This is a genomic window from Ancylobacter moscoviensis (assembly GCF_007559435.1).
Lineage (GTDB): Bacteria > Pseudomonadota > Alphaproteobacteria > Rhizobiales > Xanthobacteraceae > Ancylobacter > Ancylobacter moscoviensis.
In genome coordinates, this window is sequence record NZ_VMBP01000007.1 from 111,348 (window position 1) to 128,747 (window position 17,400).

At 68.0% G+C, this 17,400-nt stretch carries 15 protein-coding genes; 3 read left to right on the forward strand and 12 right to left on the reverse strand.

The window, feature by feature from the left end:
• Positions 1-2 precede the first annotated feature (2 nt).
• Positions 3-1,025, reverse strand: coding sequence for a sugar ABC transporter substrate-binding protein (locus tag FO470_RS18700; protein ID WP_144344510.1), 1,023 nt, complete (start codon positions 1,023-1,025; stop codon positions 3-5).
• 192 nt (positions 1,026-1,217) lie between these two features.
• Between FO470_RS18700 and FO470_RS18705 the strand changes: the two genes are divergently transcribed.
• Positions 1,218-2,567, forward strand: a complete 1,350-nt coding sequence (locus FO470_RS18705; protein ID WP_144344511.1) for an LLM class flavin-dependent oxidoreductase — start codon at positions 1,218-1,220, stop codon at positions 2,565-2,567.
• A 40-nt stretch (positions 2,568-2,607) separates the two neighbouring features.
• Positions 2,608-3,018: a carboxymuconolactone decarboxylase family protein gene (locus FO470_RS18710; RefSeq protein WP_144344622.1), complete on the forward strand. Its 411-nt coding sequence runs from the start codon at positions 2,608-2,610 to the stop codon at positions 3,016-3,018.
• Between the two features lie 6 nt (positions 3,019-3,024).
• Here the strand turns inward: FO470_RS18710 and FO470_RS18715 are convergent, their stop codons facing one another.
• From FO470_RS18715 to FO470_RS18765, 11 genes are all read right to left on the reverse strand, one after another.
• Positions 3,025-4,395, reverse strand: coding sequence for an LLM class flavin-dependent oxidoreductase (locus FO470_RS18715; RefSeq protein ID WP_144344512.1), 1,371 nt, complete (start codon positions 4,393-4,395; stop codon positions 3,025-3,027).
• 38 nt (positions 4,396-4,433) lie between these two features.
• Positions 4,434-5,816, reverse strand: coding sequence for an NtaA/DmoA family FMN-dependent monooxygenase (locus FO470_RS18720; protein WP_144344513.1), 1,383 nt, complete (start codon positions 5,814-5,816; stop codon positions 4,434-4,436).
• A 9-nt stretch (positions 5,817-5,825) separates the two neighbouring features.
• The gene (locus FO470_RS18725) at positions 5,826-7,166 is read right to left on the reverse strand and encodes a sugar ABC transporter substrate-binding protein (RefSeq protein WP_186292028.1); all 1,341 of its coding nucleotides are present in this window, start codon (positions 7,164-7,166) and stop codon (positions 5,826-5,828) included.
• Between the two features lie 75 nt (positions 7,167-7,241).
• Positions 7,242-8,579 carry a sugar ABC transporter substrate-binding protein gene (locus FO470_RS18730; RefSeq protein WP_144344515.1) on the reverse strand — a complete coding sequence of 446 codons (1,338 nt, stop codon included), beginning with the start codon at positions 8,577-8,579 and terminating at the stop codon, positions 7,242-7,244.
• Positions 8,580-8,614: 35 nt separating this feature from the next.
• Positions 8,615-10,003 carry an LLM class flavin-dependent oxidoreductase gene (locus FO470_RS18735; protein WP_144344516.1) on the reverse strand — a complete coding sequence of 463 codons (1,389 nt, stop codon included), beginning with the start codon at positions 10,001-10,003 and terminating at the stop codon, positions 8,615-8,617.
• 29 nt (positions 10,004-10,032) lie between these two features.
• Positions 10,033-11,031, reverse strand: coding sequence for an ABC transporter permease (locus FO470_RS18740; RefSeq protein WP_144344517.1), 999 nt, complete (start codon positions 11,029-11,031; stop codon positions 10,033-10,035).
• Positions 11,031-12,683, reverse strand: a complete 1,653-nt coding sequence (locus tag FO470_RS18745) for a sugar ABC transporter ATP-binding protein (RefSeq protein WP_144344518.1) — start codon at positions 12,681-12,683, stop codon at positions 11,031-11,033. Before FO470_RS18745 ends, FO470_RS18740 begins: the two co-directional genes overlap by 1 nt.
• A gap of 37 nt (positions 12,684-12,720) precedes the next feature.
• Entirely contained in the window at positions 12,721-13,305 is a 585-nt protein-coding gene (locus tag FO470_RS18750; protein ID WP_144344519.1) for an NAD(P)H-dependent oxidoreductase, read from the reverse strand.
• A 464-nt stretch (positions 13,306-13,769) separates the two neighbouring features.
• Entirely contained in the window at positions 13,770-14,390 is a 621-nt protein-coding gene (locus FO470_RS18755) for a peroxidase-related enzyme (RefSeq protein WP_144344520.1), read from the reverse strand.
• Positions 14,391-14,413: 23 nt separating this feature from the next.
• Entirely contained in the window at positions 14,414-14,986 is a 573-nt protein-coding gene (locus FO470_RS18760) for a peroxidase-related enzyme (protein WP_144344521.1), read from the reverse strand.
• Between the two features lie 28 nt (positions 14,987-15,014).
• A complete protein-coding gene (locus FO470_RS18765) occupies positions 15,015-16,220 on the reverse strand; it encodes an acyl-CoA dehydrogenase family protein (protein WP_144344522.1) in 1,206 nt (401 codons plus the stop codon).
• A 352-nt stretch (positions 16,221-16,572) separates the two neighbouring features.
• Between FO470_RS18765 and FO470_RS18770 the strand changes: the two genes are divergently transcribed.
• Positions 16,573-17,376 (forward strand): ABC transporter substrate-binding protein, encoded by an 804-nt coding sequence (locus FO470_RS18770; protein ID WP_144344523.1) that lies wholly within the window; start codon positions 16,573-16,575, stop codon positions 17,374-17,376.
• Positions 17,377-17,400: the final 24 nt, after the last annotated feature.

Consider the following 17,400-nt stretch of genomic DNA (forward strand, 5'->3'; position numbering starts at 1 on the left):
CCTCAGACCTGGCCGAGCTGCTTCTGCACGTCGGCGGCGTTCTTCTTGTTGGCGACGATCGCCGGCAGGAAGGTCTGCGACGGCAGGGAGGTGTCGCCGTTCAGATAGCGGGCGACGTTGAGCACGGCGGTGCGCCCGATCAACGAGGGCTGCTGGGCCGCCACCGCGCCGGCCGGCGCTTTCGGGTCCTTCACCAGCGCCAGCACTTCCGGCGTGCCGTCGACGCCATAGGTCAGGATCTCGGTGCGACCGGCGGCGATCAGCGCCTGCGTCGCGCCGAGCTGGGGGATGTCCCAGGCCGACCAGATGGCCGAGATCGAGCCCTTTTCCGGATACTTGCTCAGCAGTGCGGTGATCTGCGCGTAGGCGTCCTGCACCGTGTTCGGGATGACGTCGCGCAGCTCCGGCTGCACGATCTTCACCTCGGGATAGTACTTCAGCACATGGCGCAGCTGGTTGTAGCGGATCTCGCAGACGGGAACGCCGGCGAAGCCGTTGAAGACGACGATGTTGCCCTTGCCGCCAATGTCCGAGACGAGCTGCAGGGCGAGCTGGGCGCCGAGCGAGAAATTGTCGGACGTCGCCGTGTTGATGACGTTGGTGGAGGGCAGGTCGACCGAGAAGACCGGGATATCGGCCTGCCGCAGCTTCTTCAGCCAGGGATCGACCACCGTGAGCGTGCCGAGCGTCTGGATCACCGCGTCCGGCTTCTGCGTCAGCAGCGTCTGGAGCTGGCTGACGATGGCCTTGTCGTTGCGTCCGCCGTCGAGCCCGATCGGCGTGCCGCCCAGTTCCTTCACCGTCTCGATCTGCGCCTGATAGGCCTTGAGATCGAAGAAATGATCGGTGCCGGCGACGCTGATGGCGATCGTCTTGCCCTTGAGCGAGGGCACGGGAGCATCCGCGGCGGCCGGCGCGGCCTCCTGCGCCAGGGCGGGGCCGCCAAGCGTGAGGGCGCCGGCCAGGGCCGCGCCCGTCTTGAGAAGCGAGCGGCGCGCGATGCGGGCGGGAGCGGAGCTTTCCATCGATTCTCAACCTGACTGGCCGTGTGGAATGGTGTTATGATCAAAATATAAAATCCATAGACTAAATCAACATAAAAGCTGCCGGCCGCGAACTGGCATTGTGCCGCCCGGCTTCCCATCTGCCGCCAGCAGTTCGCGGTGGTGGTGCTCGCCTCCCGCGCCGATCGCAGCCTCACGGGGATCATCATCGGCATGACGACACGCAAGCAGCTTCATCTCGGCGCCTTCATGCGGCCGGTGAGCCTCCACACCGGCGCTTGGCGCTATCCGGGCGCTTGGCCGGATGCCAACTTCAATCTCGGCCATATCGTCCGGCTGGCGCAGAAGCTGGAGGAGGGCAGGTTCGACGCCTTCTTCATGGCCGACCATCTCGCCGTGCTGAACATGCCGGTGGAGGCGCTCAAGCGCAGCCACACCGTGACCTCCTTCGAGCCCTTCACTTTGCTCTCGGCGCTGGCGATGGTGACGACGAGGATTGGGCTGGTGGCGACCGCCTCGACCACCTTCGAGGAGCCCTATCACCTCGCCCGTCGCTTCGCCTCGCTGGACCACATCAGCAACGGCCGGGCCGGCTGGAACATCGTCACCACCTCGAACCCCGACGCAGCGCTGAATTTCGGTCTCGACGACCATATGGAGCATGACGAGCGCTATGTCCGCGCGCGCGAGTTCTACGACGTCGTCACCGGCCTGTGGGATAGCTTCGCCGACGATGCCTTCCCGCGTGATGCGTCGTCCGGCCTCTATTTCGATCCGTCGCGGCTGCACGTGCTCGACCACAAGGGCCCCTATTTCTCGGTGCGCGGGCCGCTCAACATCGCCCGCCCCGTGCAGGGCTGGCCGGTGATCGTGCAGGCGGGCGCGTCGGAACCGGGCCGCCAGCTCGCCGCCGAGACGGCCGAGGCGATCTTCGCGGCGGCGCCGGATCTCGCGACCGGCCGCGCCTTCTATGCCAACGTGAAGGGCCGGCTCGACAGGCTCGGGCGGCCGCGTGAGCACCTCAAGATCCTGCCGGGCGCCTTCGTCGTCGTGGGCGACAGCGTCGAGGAGGCGCGCGCGAAGCGGGCCAGGCTCGACAGCCTCGTCCATTACGACAGCGCCATCGCCTCGCTCTCCATCGCCCTCGGCCATGACGCCTCCCGCTTCGACCCGGACGGGCCGCTGCCCGAGGTGCCGGAGACCAATGCCAGCCGCAGCGCCCGCGAGCGGGTGATCGAGATGGCCCGGCGCGAGAACCTCACCGTGCGCCAGCTCGCCCAGCGGCTCGGGGGCTATTCCGGCCTCGCCTTCGTCGGCACGGCGCAGACCATCGCCGACGAGATGGAGGAATGGCTGGAGACCGAGGGCTCGGACGGATTCAACATCACCTTCCCGTTCCTTCCCGCCGGTCTCGACGATTTCGTCGACAAGGTGGTGCCCGAGCTCCAGCGCCGCGGCATCTTCCGGCGCGAATATGAGGGCACGACGCTGCGCGAGCATCTCGGGCTGCCGCGCCCGGAGAACCGCTTCTTCCCCGCTGCGCGGGAGGCCGTTCACGGCTGAAGGTGCTAGGGATGCAGGGTCATGGATGGAGGCGAAGACGATGGCGACGGTCCGGCTGCTGAGCGACGAGGAAGCAGCGGTGAACCCGGCGGTGCAGGCGGTGTTCGACGACATCCGCGCGACCCGGAAATCCGATTTCATCAATAATTTCTGGCGCGCTCTCGCCCATGACCCGGCGGCGCTGAAGCGCACCTGGGAAAGCCTGAAGGCGATCATGGTGGCGGAGGGGCCGCTCGATCCGCTGACCCGCGAGCTCATCTACATCGCCGTGTCGACGGCGAATGGCTGCTCCTACTGCATCCACTCGCACACCGCCGCCGCCCGCGCCAAGGGGATGACCGATGACCAGCACGCCCATCTCGTGGCGATCATCGGCATGGCCGCCCAGACCAACGCGCTGGTGACGGCGCTGCAGGTGCCGGTCGACGAGGCGTTCCTCGTCGCCGGATGACCGTGCCTACTCGGCGGCGGTCGAGGCCGAAGTGGAGGCCGATTGCCGCTGCCAGCGCGGGACGTCCAGCCCCAGATGCTCGCGCAGCGTCGTGCCCTCGTACTCGGTGCGGAACAGCCCGCGCCGGCGCAGCTCGGGCAGCACCAGCGTGGCGAAGTCCGTCAGCCCGCCGGGAAGGGTGGGCGGCATGATGTTGAAGCCGTCGGCGCCGCCGTTGAGGAAGCGCTCCTCCAGCAGGTCGGCGATGTCGCCGGCCGTCCCCACCACCTGCCAGTGGCCGCGCGCGCCGGCGATGCGGCGGGCGAGCTGGCCGATGGTGAGGTTCTCCTTGCGGGCGAGGTCGAACAGCAGGTGCTGCCGGCTCTTGCCGCCATTGGTCTCGGGAAGCTCCGGCACCGGCCCGTCCGGCGGATACTGCGAGAGGTCGAAGTCGCCGATCATGGCGGAGAGCAGGTTGATGCCCACGGCCGGGTGGATCAGCTCCTGCAACTCGTCGAACTTGGCCTGTGCCTCGGCGCGGGTGCGGCCGACCACCGGGAAGATGCCGGGCATGATCTTGAGCTGGTCCTCGCGGCGCCCGTATCGGGCCAGCCGGCCCTTGAGGTCGGCATAGAAGGCCTGCGCGTCGGCCAGCGTCTGCTGGGCGGTGAAGACCACCTCGGCGGTGCGCGCGGCGAGCTCCTTGCCGGGCTCCGAGGAGCCCGCCTGCACGATCACCGTGTGGCCCTGCGGCGAGCGCGCGACATTGAGCGGCCCACGCACCGAGAAGTGCCGGCCGCGATGGTTGAGAACGCGAAGCTTCTCGTGGTCGAAATAGATGCCGCTTTCCTTGTCGCGCCGGAAGGCGTCGTCGGCGAAGCTGTTCCACAGGCCGAGAACGACGTCGATGAACTCGTCGGCACGATCGTAGCGGTGGTCGTGGCGGGGGTGGCCGGCACTGCCGAAGTTCTTCGCCTCCGCCTCGGTGTTGGAGGTGACGAGGTTCCATCCCGCCCGCCCCTCGCTGATCAGGTCGAGCGAGGCGAAGCGGCGGGCCAGCGCATAGGGCTCGCTGTAGGTGGTCGAGGCCGTGGCGACGAGGCCGATCCGCTCGGTCACGGCGGCAAGGCCCGAGAGCAGCGTCGTCGGCTCGAAATAGGCGACGCGGGCCACGCGGGTGCCGGTGTCGGCGCTGATGTCCTTCACCGCGACGACGTCGTCGAGAAAGATCATGTCGAACTTCGCCGCCTCGGCCTGCCGCGCAAGCTGCGCATAGGCTCTGAAATTGGCGCCGAGGTCGGCCTGCGCGTCTTTCTGGCGCCAGGCGGCGATATGGTGGCCGGGTGCCATCATGAACAGCCCCAGCTTCATCTGCCGCGGTGTCTGGGCCTTGGGCATGGCTCTTCCTTTCGAGGACGTAGGGGCGCCGCGAGCGGCTACAGCGCGGGTTCCGCGACGGGAGCGGAGAGCTTGCGGAAGCGGGCGGCGGGATGGCGCTCGGTGAGCCGTGCGCCGCGGCCGGCGAACAGCTTCTCGCGCAGCGTGCCGTCGGCGTAGTCCTCCTGCGCCAGGCCGCGCCGGCGCAGTTCCGGCATGACGTGCTCGGCGAACTCGATGAAGGCCGAGGGCGTGCGCTGGTAGGCGACGTTCACGCCGTCGATGCCGGCGGCGCGCCAGTCCTCCAGCCGGTCGGCAATGGTCTCGGGCGTACCGACGATGCGGCCGTTATAGGACATGGCGGTGGTGAGATCGCGCAGGCGCACCACCTTGCCGGGGTTCGCCTCCTCGACGAAGCGCGCGAAGCCCTGCAGGCCCTGGATGTTGAAATCGGCCACCGGCCTGTCGGGGTCCAGCAGGCCGAAATCGACGTCGAGGTCGCGCCCGACATGAGCGGCGAGCGCGTCGGTGTCGATGTAGTCGTCGAGCTCCCGCGACTTGCGCCACGCTTCCTCCTCCGTGCTGCCGATCACGAAGGACAGACCCTGGAAGAACAGGATGTCGGAGGGATCGCGGCCGAAGGCGACGGCCTGCCGGCGGATGTCGTCGACCGCCACCCGCGCCCCGTCCGGCGTCAGGCTGACGATGAAGGTGGCTTCCGCGTTGCGCGCGGCGAAGCGGCGTCCGGCCACCGACGATCCCGCCTGGATGAGCAGCGGCGTGCGCTGCGGGGAGGGCACGCACAGATGCGGCCCGTCGATGCGGTAGCGCTCGCTGCGGTGGTTGATGCGGTGGACCTTGCGCGGATCGGCGTAGACGCCGCGCGCCTTGTCGGCGAGCACCGCGTCGTCCTCCCACGAGCCCTCCCACAGCTTGTAGGCCGCCTCGACATATTCCTCGGCCCAGCGGTAGCGCTCGTCGTGGGGAACCCGGTCCTCGAAGTCGAAGTTGCGGGCGGCGGCGCGGCTGGTGCTGGTCACGATGTTCCAGCCGACCCGGCCCTTGCTCAGATGATCGAGCGTGGAGGCGCGCCGCGCGAATTCGAAGGGATGGCTCTGCAGGATCGAGCTGGTGAACATCAGCCCGAGATGCTCGGTCGCGCCGATCAGCGCGGCGGACAGGATGGCCGGATCGTTGGCGGGGAAGTGGATCGCCTGCTCGACATAGATGTCGGAGGTGCCGCGATGGATCTCGTCGAGGCCCATCACGTCGGCGAGGAACAGCCCGTCGAAGCGGCCCTTCTCGAGGACCCGGACCAGCTCCACCCAGGTGGACAGGTCGTTGAACTCGGTCTGGCGGGTCTGCGGATGCCGCCACACGCCGTGATAGACGTGCGACGGGCTGTTCATGGCGAAGGCGTTGAAGATCAGGCGTTTCGTCATCGCCGGGCCTCACGCCTTCTTGTTCGGCGACGGGCCGTCATACTTGATCTTGTAGTGCGCCGCATATTCCGCCGCGACTTTCTCGTGCTCTCCCTGATCGCGCGCCGCGATGTACGCGGCCGGATAGGTCCAGCCCGGCGGCTTGGGCGTGCCGTGGAAGTTGTTGTCGATATCCATCGGGAACACTTCGGCCTGCGGGTCCCAGTCGTCGGGGTGCAGAACCTTGGACATGCGCTTGTAGTCGAACGGCTCCACATCGCCGTTGTCCACGTAGCGTGCGATCCAGCCGTCTATGTTGTCGCGGGTGAGCGTGACGGTGCTCCAGTTCAGCAGGCGCTCGGAGGCGCGCGGCTGCCAGCCATGGGTGACGTCGTAGAGGCGGGCGGTGAACAGCGCCGCCCCGAAGGCGGGCGCGTTGCCGCTGGTCGCCAGATAGGTGCCCGACTGGATCGCCTTGGAGCCGAGCCCGGTGCCGCTGGCGCCGACGACGAGGACGTCCTTGCCGGGAACGAGGCCGGCGGCGTTGAGGGCCGCGATGGAACCCAGCGCGATGTCGTCGTCCTGCGTCACGATGCCGACGACGTCCTTGTTGCGGGTCAGCAGATCCTCGGTGACCCTCAACGCATCCTCGCGGTTCCACAGCCCCGGCAACTCGTCGACGAGGCGCGTCTTGGGGTACTTGGCGAAGGCCTGGTCGCGTCCGCGATTGCGCTGGAGCTCCAGCAGGCTGCCCTTGCTGCCGGTGACGCCGATGATGTTGCCGCCGCCGAAGCGTTCGGTGACGGCCGCGAGCAGCTTCTCGGTCACTTCCCGATGCGCCCGCACCTCCTCCGAGACGGCGAACATCGTGTAGTATTCGCTGGCGTCGAAAGGGGTGAACCAGGGCAGGGAATCCCAGATGTTGGCGATGTAGATCTTGTTCTCCTTCGCCGTGTTGGCCAGCCCCTTGATGGCGCTGCCGTCGGCGAGGTTGAAGATCACCGAGCCGACATTGCCCGCCACCTGCTGCTCGAACTGGTTGAGCTGGCGCTGGGCGTCGAACTGGCTGTCCAGCGAGGTGTAGGCGATCCCGAATTCGGCCGCCGCGGTCTTGGCGGTGCGATCGAAGGTCGTGTTCCACTCGTTGAACATGAAGCCGGTCAGGAAGGCGAGCTTGCCGTCGGGCGAGGCCACGGCGGCGGTCGGCATCCCCAGGCTCGCGGCGCCGAGGCTCGCGGCGGCCCCGGCCGAGGCGAGCGCAAGGAAGTCCCGCCGGCTGACGCCGTGCGTGTCCAGCCGATCCATATGGCTGTCGACCACCTTCTTGTCGGTGAAGTCGGGGAACAGCCGGGAAATATGCTTCTTGTTCACGGTAGGTGTCCTCGGATCCTGTACGGGACGCATCGACAGGGCAGCGCCCGGCGACAGCGCAGCCTGCCTGGCGGGTTACGACTTCCTGTTTGGGGACGGGCCGTCGAACTTGATCTTGTAGTGGTCGCGATATTCCTCGGCGACGACCTCCCATTCGCCCTTCGACTTGGCGTCGAGATAGGCCTGCGGATAGGTCCAGCCTTCCGGCTTGGGGATGCCGGCCCATGCCTTGTCGATGTCGAGCGGGAAGACCTCGGCCTGCGGGTCCCAGTCGTCGGGGTGCAGCACCTTGGAGATGCGGCGGTAGTCGAAGGGCTCGACGCCGCCATTGTCGACGTAGCGCTCGATATAGGCGCCGACATTGTCCTTGGTGATGGTGAGCGAGCGCCAGTTGAGCAGGCGCTCGGAGGCGCGCGGCTGCCAGCCATGCGTCACGTCGTAGATGCGGGCGGCGAACAGCGCCGCCGCATAGGCCGGGCTGTTGCCGCTGGTCGCGAGCTGGGTTCCGGCGGCGATCGACTTCGCGCCGAGGCTGGTGCCGTCCGCCGCGACCACGAGCACGTCCTCGCCCGGCCGCAGGCCGGCGGCGTTCAGCGCGGCGATGACGCCCTGCCCGACATCGTCGTTCTGCGCGACCACGCCGACCACGTTGGGGTTGCGCGTCAGCAGGTCCTCGGTGGCCTTCAGCGCGTCCTCGCGGTTCCACTTGCCGGGCAGTTGGTCGACGAGCTTGGTCTTGGGGAAATCCTTGAAGGCGGCGTCGCGGCCGGCGCTGCGCTGGCGGTCGGTCAGGTTGCCGTTGGTGCCGGTGACGCCGACGATATTGCCGCCGCCGAACTTCTCCGTGACCGCCTTCAGCAGTTCGGAGGTCACGGCCTTGTGGGCGTCGAACTCCTCGGGCACCGCGTAGAGCGTGTAGTAGTCGTTCGCCTCGAAGGGGGTGAACCAGGGCAGCGAGTCCCAGACATTGCCGATATAGACCTTGGAATCCCCGGCGATGCGCGAGGCGCCCTTGATGGCGCTGCCGTCGGCGAGGTTGAAGATCACCGACTGCGAGCCGGCCGCCACCTGCTGCTCGAACTGGTTGAGCTGGCGCTGGCTGTCGAACTGGCTGTCGAGGCCGACATAGCTGAAGCCGAGGTCGCCCGTCGCCTTCTCGAAGGCCTTGTTGAGGATGACGTTGTACTCGTTGGCGAGGAAGGCCGAGAGGAAGGCCAGCTTGCCGTTCGGCGAGGCGACCGCGACCGAGGGCAGCCCCATGCTCGCCGCCCAGGTGGAGGCGGCGACGCCCGCCGAGGCCAGCGCCAGGAAATCGCGGCGCGAGACGCCGTGCGTGTCGAGCCGCCCCATGAGCTCGTCGACCGTCTTGCGCTCATCGAGCGTGCGGAGCCAGCGGGGGTTGAAGATCGGCATGATCGGTCCTTTCTGGTGATCGAGGGGCGCGGGGCCTATTCGGCCGGCTCGCGCAGGCGCTGTTCGGCGAAGGCGTTGCGGTAGGCGGCGGCCGGATGTCGGGCGTTGAGGCGGGCGCCGCTGCCGGGGAACAGCCGCTCGCGATAGGTGCCGGGGCCGTAGTCCTTCTGGGCGAGGCCGCGCGCCTGCAGGACGGGAATGACCTCCTGCGCGAATTCGATGAAGGAGCCGGGCGTGGTGCTGTAGATGAGGTTGACGCCGTCGATGCCGGCGCGCTGCCATTCCTCCAGCTGGTCGGCGATGGTCTCCGGCGTGCCGGTGATGCGGCAGGCATGGGCGTAGGCCTGGCCGAGGTCGCGCACCGTCGCCTTCTGGCCCGGGTGGCCTTCCTCGAAGGCGCGGATCACGCCCTGCACGCCGTCGATCTCCAGCTCCTCCACCGGCCGGTCCGGGTCGAGCCGGCCGAGGTCGATGCCGAGGTCGCGGCTGATATGGGCGAGCAGGCCGTCGACGCTGACGTCCTCGTCATAGTCGCGCGCCTTGCGCCAGGCTTCCTCCTCGGTGCCGCCGACGACGACGTTCAGCCCCTGGATGAACAGCAGGTCGTGCGGATCGCGGCCGGCCGCGGCGACCAGCGCGCGGGTTTCGGTGATCTGCCGGCGGGCGCCCTCGGGATTGACCGCGACGATGAAGGTGCCCTCGGCGTTGCGGGCGGCGAAGGCCCGGCCGGCGCGCGACGCTCCCGCCTGGAAGAGCACCGGCGTGCGCTGGCGCGACGGCTGGCTGAGATGCGGGCCGAGCACCTTGTAGCGCCGGCCCTCGTGGTGGATGCGGTGGATCTTGGAAGGGTCGGCGTAGCGGTTGGCGGCGGCGTCGTTGATCACCGCGCCCTCGTCCCAGGAGCCTTCCCAGAGCTTGTAGAGGACCTCGACATATTCGTCGGCCCAGGCGTAGCGCTCGTCATGGGGAACGATGCGGTCGAGGCCGAAATTCTGCGCGGCGTTGTGGCTGACGCTGGTGACGATGTTCCAGCCGATGCGCCCCTTGCTGAGATGATCGAGCGTGGAGAGCTTGCGCGCGAAGTTGAAAGGGTGCTCCTGCAGGATCGAGCTGGTGAGGGTCAGCCCCAGATTCTCGGTCGCCCCGATCAGCGCCCCGATCAGCGCGCCGGAATCGTTGATCGGGATCTGCACGGCCTCGTTGATGTAGGTGTCCCAGCTTCCCTTGTAGGCGGGGTCGACGCCGATGACGTCGGCGACGAACAGCGCGTCGAACTTCGCCTTCTCGAGGATGCGGACGAGGTCGACCCAGGTTTCCAGCTCGTTGAACGAGGTCTGCCGCGTGTCCGGGCGCCGCCACAGGCCATGGAAGACATGGGACACGGCGTTCATCGAGAAGCCGTTGAAGACGAGCCTTTTGGCCATTCGTGAAATCTCCTGGCGATGCTCGCGGTCTACTTGACCACGGCTTCCTGGGTGGCGTTGCGGCTGACGAGAACGGCGGCGATGACGACCAGGCCCTTGATGATCATCTGCAGGTACTGGGACACGCCCATCAGGTTCAGGCCGTTGTCGAGGATCGCGATGATGAGGACGCCGATCAGCGTGCGGTGCGGCCCGCCGACGCCGCCGGCGAGCGAGGTGCCGCCGACCACGATGGCCGCCAGGCTGTTGAGCAGCAGGTCGGAGCCGAGCGAGGGGCCGGCGGCGCCGAGGCGCGCCACCGCAAGGATCGAGCCGAGCCCGGCCAGCACGCCCGAAATGGCGAAGGCGTAGATCTTGTAGCGACGGACCGGCAGGCCGGAGGTGCTCGCCACCTGCTCGCCGCCGCCGATCAGATACATGTAGCGACCGAAGCGCGTGCGCACCGCCACCACGACCACGATGGCCCAGGCGACGAGCGACCAGAGCGCGATGTTGGGCAGGCGCGGGATGAACTGGCCGATGGCGATCTGCTCGAAGCCGGGCGCGGTGAACTGGATCGCCCGCCCGTCCAGCAGCGTGAGCGCGATGCCGGTGAACACCGACAGCGTGCCCAGCGTCACGATGAAGGAGGGGATGCGGCCATAGGCGTAAATGGCGCCGTTGATCGACCCGAGCAGGCCGCCGAGCAGCGCGGCCAGCGGCAGCACCCAGTAGCCGATGCCGAAGCTGTTGAGGATCTGCACGCTGCCGGCGCCGACCAGCAGCACGATGGCGCCGACGGACAGGTCGATGCTGCCCATCAGCACCACGAAGGTGGCGCCGAGGCAGACGATCAGCAGCGTCGCCGCCTGTCCGCTGATCGCCGTGAAGTTGCGGATGGTGGCGAAGGAATCCGTCGCCAGCGAGAAGAAGACGAACAGGAAGAGGACGACGCCGATCGGAAACCACAGGCTCTTCTCGACGCTGCGGAACGCATCGAGGAGGCCGCGCAGCGGCTTGCCGTTCTCGGAAGGGACTGCGAGGCTCATTACACCGTCTCCAGCGCGGCGGGTTGGAAGGGGGCAGGGGCGGTAGCGGGCGCCCTGGACGGAGCCTCGCCCGACGAGCCCTGCGGCAGCATCTGCACGACGAGCTGGTGCTCGGTGGGCTTGGCGTCGGCCGGGGCGGGGACTTCGGCGACGATCCGGCCGCGCTGCATGATCAGGACGCGGTTCGACAGGCCGATCAGTTCGAGCAGCTCGTCGGTGATCAGGACGATGCCGACCCCCGCCTCGGTAAGCTCGCGGATGAGCCGGTAGATCTCCTGCTTGGCGCCCGCGTCGACGCCGCGTGTCGGGTTGTCGAGGATGAGCACCTTCGGCGTGCGGGCGAGCCAGCGGGCGAGCACCACCTTCTGCTGGTTGCCGCCGGAAAGGCGGCGGCAGGAGAGGTCGGGCGTCGCCGAGCGGATGGCGAGGCTGTCGATGTAGCGCCGCGCGGTCGCGACCTCCCGCCGCCGGCGCCAGAAGCCGAGCGGCCCGCTGAACAGGTCGCCGCCGCTGCCGGTCGAGAGGTTCCAGGAGACGCTGAAGGAGGGGATGATGCCCTCGGCCAGGCGCTCGGCCGGGATATAGCCGAGCCCCTTGCCGACGAAGCGCCGGATGTCCGGGGTACGGCCGCGCGCGCCGGCCAGCGCCACCTTGCCGGCGGCCGGCGGGACGACGCCGGCGACCGCCTTGCCGAGCGCGGACTTGCCGGAATCGAGCAGGCCGCCAATGCCCACGACCTCGCCGGCCCGCACCTCGATATCGAGCACCTCGCCCTTGCCGTCGATGTCGATGCCCTCGGCGGCCAGCACCACCGGCTGCGCGGCGACATCGCGCTGGCGGCGCTCGTAATAATAGTCCGTCGCCCGCTCCCGGCCGACCATCAGGCTGTGCAGCAGCGGCTCGTCGGCTGTGCGGGGATCCAGCTTGGCGACCAGCTTGCCGTCCTTCAGGACGTAGATCAGGTCGGAAATCTCCAGCACCTCCGAAAGGCGGTGGGAGACGAAGAGCAGCGAGCCGAACTGCCGGATGCGCTTCACCAGCCGGAAGAAGGCTTCCTCGTCGCGGCGGTCGAGTGCGGAGGTCGGCTCGTCGAGCAGGACGAGGGGCGTGCGCACGCCGCCGACGATGGTCGGCGCGAGGCAGGCACGAGCGATCTCGATCGATTGCCGCTTGGAGAAGTCGTAGTCGCCTGTGCGCCGGCGGACGTCGACATCGATGCCGGCCTCGTCGACGATGCGCTCGGCGACCTCGATCATGGCCGCGCGGTCGACGATCTGCCCGTAGCGCAGGAAGCGGTGATCCTGGCCCAGCAGCAGGTTCTCGTAGACCGGCACGTTCTGGATCAGCGCCTGTTCCTGGAACACGCGCGAGACGCCGTGGTCGACGGCCTCGCCATAGCTGCGCGGCGCGTAGGGCCTGCCGTTGAGCCGCATCGAGCCGGTGCTCGGCGCCGTCAGGCCGCTCAATATGTTGAAGATGGTCGATTTGCCGGCCCCGTTCTCGCCGACCAGCGTCACCACCTGGTTGGCCGGAACCTCGAAGCCGATGTCGTCGAGAATGACGTTGGGGCCGTAGGACTTCGAGATGCCCGCGGCCTCGAAGGTCACGCCCGTGCGCGGCGGAACGTGCGGGACGGCGGCATGGGTGTTCATCGCGGCTCTCTCGGTGCGGGGAAGGGGCGGGGTGGCGTCAGGCGGCGTCGCGCACCCGGTGGGCGGTCAGCGCGGGGGCATAGCCGAGGGCGACCACGATCTCGTGGGCGAGGCGCCGCAGCCGCTCGTCGATCTCCGCCTCGACGCGGCCGTCCGCCTCGACATGGCGCGAGGTGACGAAGACGCCGGTCGCCAGCACCTGCGCCTGGAAGAAGCTGAACAGCGGGCGGAGCTGGTGCTCGATGACCAGCGCATGGCGGTCGCTGCCGCCGCTGGCGAGCAGGCCGACCGGCACGCCGACGAGCGCCCGGTAGTCGACGAGGTCGATGAAGTGCTTGAACAGGCCGGGATAGGAGCCCTTGTAGACCGGCGTCGCGGCGAGGATCAGGCTCGCCGTCTCGGTGGCGCGCAGGGCCGCTTCCAGTTCCGGTCCGGCGGAGGCGCGGTCGGGCGCCGCGAGCCCCGGCAGCAGCGGAACATCGATGATCCGGTGCCCCGCGCCGCCGCCCTGCGCGGCCACATGGTCGAACAGCCGCGACACGGCGCGGCGCGTCGTCGAGGTGGCGACGTTCGGGCTGGCGGAGAGGACGACGATGCCTGGGGCGGAGCTGGCATGGGCCATGGGGTGGTCTCCCTGAAGGGTGGCGGCACGGCGGTCGTTCGCGGCCGTCATTCCGTCTGGTGTCGGATGCGTGCAGGCCGCGCGTGGCGCCTCGCCCTACTCCCCCCTTGGAGCGGGCGAGGGCCGATCGCGCGTAAGTCGGTTGCGGTCCCGCCATCCCCGGCGGGGCGGGCGATACGGGTTCGATAAAATATAAAATACATAGACTGAGTCAATAACTAAGATGCGCCCTGTGACGTAAATGCCGGGTATCGGGGCGGAGGGCGTCAGTAATGCGATCTGCGCGTCGACGTATGAAGGTTGTTCAATAGCCGTTTATGCAACATAGGCGTGCAGTTAAGTGACGTATCGTCAGAGAATTCGAGTTCTCGAACCGTCCTCTCTTCTGTACGAAAGCCGGCGATCCGGGCGCCGTTGCCTGTCGGATCGCCGGCCGAGCCGTCCATCGCGCGCCGGTGGCGCCGTCAGTTCGCGAAGAAGCGTTCGTCGGGCACGACGTTGAGCGCGATGGTCAGTCGGTTGGCGTAGCTGAAGAAGGCCGATATCTCGAGAATCTCCAGGATCGCCGCGGCGGAGAAGCCGAAATTGCCGAGCCGCGCCAGTCCCTTCTCGCCGAGCGACACCGGGTCGAGCGTCAGCCGCTCCACCGTCTCGGCGAGCACCTGATCGCGGTGCGACAGGCGCACATGATGATAGCCCTGCGCGATGCGGCGCGCCCGGATGGGGTCGCCGGTCGCCGCCGCCAGCGCCTGGGTGTGGTTGAACACACAGTAGCTGCAGTGGTTGGCGGCGGACGTCACCACCGCGATCAGCTCGCGCTCGGCCGCCGACAGGTGGCTCCGCGCCGGGTCGAACAGGTGCCTGTAGAAGGTCACCAGCCGGTAGGCGGTGTCCGGATTGGCGGAGAGCGCCCGCAGCCAGTTGGGAATGAAGCCGTAGTGGCGGCGGAAATCGTCGTAGATCTCCTTCAGATGGGCCGGCAGGCTGGCCTCGTCGCGAATGCCCAGGAGCGATATCGGCTCGGGGGTTTCGGCGGAGAAGGCCTCGGATTCGGGACGGGTCGCGGCGAGGGAAGCGGTGGCCATGGCGTCTCTCCGGTTCCGGGCGGTCAGCGGGTGAAATAGGCCTCGTCCGGCCGGACGCCGAGCGAGATGAAGATACGGTTGGTGTGGTTGAACCAGCTGCTGGTCTCCAGCGCCTCGAGGATCTCGGGGTCGCTCAGGCCGGCGGCGCGCAGCTCGTCCAGATCGGCCGTCGAGACCGATTTCGGCGCCTTCGTCACCTTGGTGGCGAAGTCGACCAGCGCGTGCTCGCGCGGGGTCAGAGGCGCCAGATGCGGGTCGAGCGCGATGCGCCGGGCCTTCTCCGCGTCGCCCAGCGCGTCGGCGAGCGCGTTGGTGTGGTGGATCTCGCACAGGCCGCAGCCATTCGTGGCCGAGACCACGACCGCGATCAGCTCGCGCTCGGCGAGCGGCAGGAGGCCGGTGCCGGCGTCGAAAAGGCTGGCGAAATAGCCGACGAAGCGCCTGGCGGTGGCGCCGTTCACCGAGAGCGAGCGTATCCAGTTCTCGTTGTGGTTCGCGGCCGCCAGAGCGCGGATGTCGTCCGCAAGCTCGGTCGGCGGCGGGGGCGGCAGGCGCCATTCCGGGGTGTCGGGGCGCGGGGCGATGGTGTCGAGCATGGCAGTGTCCCTTGCGGAAGCGGGCGCGTCATTCGGCGGCCTGCGCCACCGGCGGAAAGACGCCGAGATGGATCTGGCCGATGAGGTCGTGGGTCGCGTCGCTGTTCGGCGGATGGAAGGGGCCTGAACGAACGTCGCGCGTCAGCCGTTCCAGCTCGCTGCGCTTGGTGAGGGACTGCGCCCCGGCGACCTTGGTCGCGCGGTCCACCACCCGCCGCGCGCCGTCGACGGCGTGCTGCTTCGCGCCGAGCAGCTTGGTGGGCCACAGCGCGCCGTGATCGACGCCCTGCACCCATTCCACGGCGACGCGGTCGAGATAGGCCCAGATGCTGTCGAGCTCGACCGAGGCTTTGGCGATCTCGACCTGCGTCTGCGGATGATGGGCGTAGGTCCGTCCGCCCAGCGCCGGCGACACGCGCTGGCGTGCTCCTTCCACCGCGATGTCGAAGGCCCGGCGGGCGATGCCGTAGTAGACGGCGCCGATCGGCAGCACCGCCGAGGAGATGATGCCGTCGATGAAGGGGTCGGCCGGCGGCCCGGCGGGAAGCACGCGGGTCACGTGCTCCCGGCGCGCCACGACGCCGTCGAGCACGGTGTCGTCGCTGCGGGTGGCGCGCTGGCCGAGCGTGTCCCAGGTCTCGACCGTATGGTGGCCGGGGTCCTCGCGCCGGATGAAGGCGTGGACGATCCTGGGATTGGCGGGGTCGCTGCTGTCGAGGCCGTGCACGCCGAGCCAGTCCCAGACCGGCGACAGCGAGGTGAAGATCTTGCGGCCGTGGAAGCTGTAGCCGCCGTCGCCCGTCGGCCGCGCGTCGACATTCGAGCCGGCGAGGCCGACATCGTTGCCGGGCTCGCCATGGCCGGCGGCGAAGATGCGGCCGGCGGCGGCCTCTTCGAGGATCCAGTCCGTCGAATGGTCGCCATGGCGCCAGAGATAGGCGGCGGTTCCCACCCAGTAGAGATGCATGTTCACGGCGAGCGCGGTCGGCGGGGCGTGATAGGCGAGGCGTGCCTGCTCACGAAGTATATCCGGCAGCGTCAGTCCGCCGCCGCCGAATTCGAGCGGCGCGGCCGCCTTGAAATAGCCGGAAGCCCTGAGGTCTTCAAAGTCCTCGGAGAAGAAGCGGTTCTCCCGGTCGTAGACCGGGGCCCGATCATGGAATTTGTGCAGAAGTTCTTCTTTGAGAGGGGCGGCCTTGGTGGCCAGCCGTATCGCAGCGTCTTGAAGCGCCATGGCCGTCTCCACTCGAATAGGATCGAGACACAATCCGGCCGATCGACTCAAAAAGCAATATATAAATTCTATAGATTTTATATTTCGTTGTCCGATGCCTCGATGAAGGCGTCGATCGCCCCCCGTCGGCCTGCCTCTTTTGCGCCCGGGGGCCCCGACGTCGAGCGGCATTCCGAACCGAAACTGGCGAGCCACGCCCACACTGCGGTAGTGCTATGCAAATTTAGTCTATTGATTTTATAGATTATGAGCAAAGAATGGGCAATGGCAGCCTGGAAATCGGGCAGCCTCACGCCATCCGCCTTTCCCGGCTGCGCGTGACTCCTGTTCCCATCAGACGGACACGCACCCCATGCGCAGACTTTTCCTCCTCCTGATCGCCTCGTTCCTCGCCTCGGGCGCGGCCCATGCCGACCGCCTCGACGACATCAAGCAGGCCGGCGTCCTGCGCGTGGCGGCTTTCGACAGCAACCCGCCCTTCGGCTTCGTCGACCCGGACAGCAAGCAGATCGTCGGCCTCGACGTGGACTATGCGAAGGTCCTCGCCGACAAGCTCGGCGTGAAGCTGGAGCTGCGTCCGACCAATCCGGCCAATCGCATTCCCCTGCTGACCTCCGGCAAGGTCGATCTGGTGCTGGCCAACTTCACCATCACCGAGGAACGCGCCAAGCAGCTCGACTTCAGCATTCCCTATTTCTCCTCCGGCCAGCAGTTCCTGGCGAAGAAGGGCACGCTGACCTCGCCCGACCAGCTCAACGGCCTGCGCATCGGCGCCGACAAGGGCACCACCAACGAGATCGTGCTGCGCCGCGACTTCCCGAAGGCGGTAGTGGTCGCCTTCGACGACACGCCCTTCGCCTTCACCGCGCTGCGCAACGGCAACGTGCAGGCGATCACCCAGGACGGTCCGAAGCTGGTCGGGCTGCTGGCCAATGTGCCGGACCGCGAGAACTACGAGATCCCGCCCTTCACCATCTCCGACGACTATATCGGCGTCGGCATTCCCAAGGGCGAGAAGCGGCTGGCGGATGTCGTGAACGAGACGCTGCTGGAGCTGGAGGCGAGCGGCAAGGCGGCTGCCATCTACGACGCCTGGTTCGGCCCGAACACCAAGCAGCCGCTGCCGCGCCTGTTCAAGATCGGCGACAAGAAGTGAGGCAGGCCCTGCCGGTCCGGCAGG

Bases quoted from the DNA above. Each gene is read 5' to 3' on its own strand.
- FO470_RS18700 (WP_144344510.1), bottom strand. From the start codon at position 1,025: ATGGAAAGCTCCGCTCCCGCCCGCATCGCGCGCCGCTCGCTTCTCAAG.
- FO470_RS18705 (WP_144344511.1), top strand. From the start codon at position 1,218: ATGACGACACGCAAGCAGCTTCATCTCGGCGCCTTCATGCGGCCGGTG.
- FO470_RS18710 (WP_144344622.1), top strand. From the start codon at position 2,608: ATGGCGACGGTCCGGCTGCTGAGCGACGAGGAAGCAGCGGTGAACCCG.
- FO470_RS18715 (WP_144344512.1), bottom strand. From the start codon at position 4,395: ATGCCCAAGGCCCAGACACCGCGGCAGATGAAGCTGGGGCTGTTCATG.
- FO470_RS18720 (WP_144344513.1), bottom strand. From the start codon at position 5,816: ATGACGAAACGCCTGATCTTCAACGCCTTCGCCATGAACAGCCCGTCG.
- FO470_RS18730 (WP_144344515.1), bottom strand. From the start codon at position 8,579: ATGCCGATCTTCAACCCCCGCTGGCTCCGCACGCTCGATGAGCGCAAG.
- FO470_RS18735 (WP_144344516.1), bottom strand. From the start codon at position 10,003: ATGGCCAAAAGGCTCGTCTTCAACGGCTTCTCGATGAACGCCGTGTCC.
- FO470_RS18740 (WP_144344517.1), bottom strand. From the start codon at position 11,031: ATGAGCCTCGCAGTCCCTTCCGAGAACGGCAAGCCGCTGCGCGGCCTC.
- FO470_RS18745 (WP_144344518.1), bottom strand. From the start codon at position 12,683: ATGAACACCCATGCCGCCGTCCCGCACGTTCCGCCGCGCACGGGCGTG.
- FO470_RS18750 (WP_144344519.1), bottom strand. From the start codon at position 13,305: ATGGCCCATGCCAGCTCCGCCCCAGGCATCGTCGTCCTCTCCGCCAGC.
- FO470_RS18755 (WP_144344520.1), bottom strand. From the start codon at position 14,390: ATGGCCACCGCTTCCCTCGCCGCGACCCGTCCCGAATCCGAGGCCTTC.
- FO470_RS18760 (WP_144344521.1), bottom strand. From the start codon at position 14,986: ATGCTCGACACCATCGCCCCGCGCCCCGACACCCCGGAATGGCGCCTG.
- FO470_RS18765 (WP_144344522.1), bottom strand. From the start codon at position 16,220: ATGGCGCTTCAAGACGCTGCGATACGGCTGGCCACCAAGGCCGCCCCT.
- FO470_RS18770 (WP_144344523.1), top strand. From the start codon at position 16,573: ATGCGCAGACTTTTCCTCCTCCTGATCGCCTCGTTCCTCGCCTCGGGC.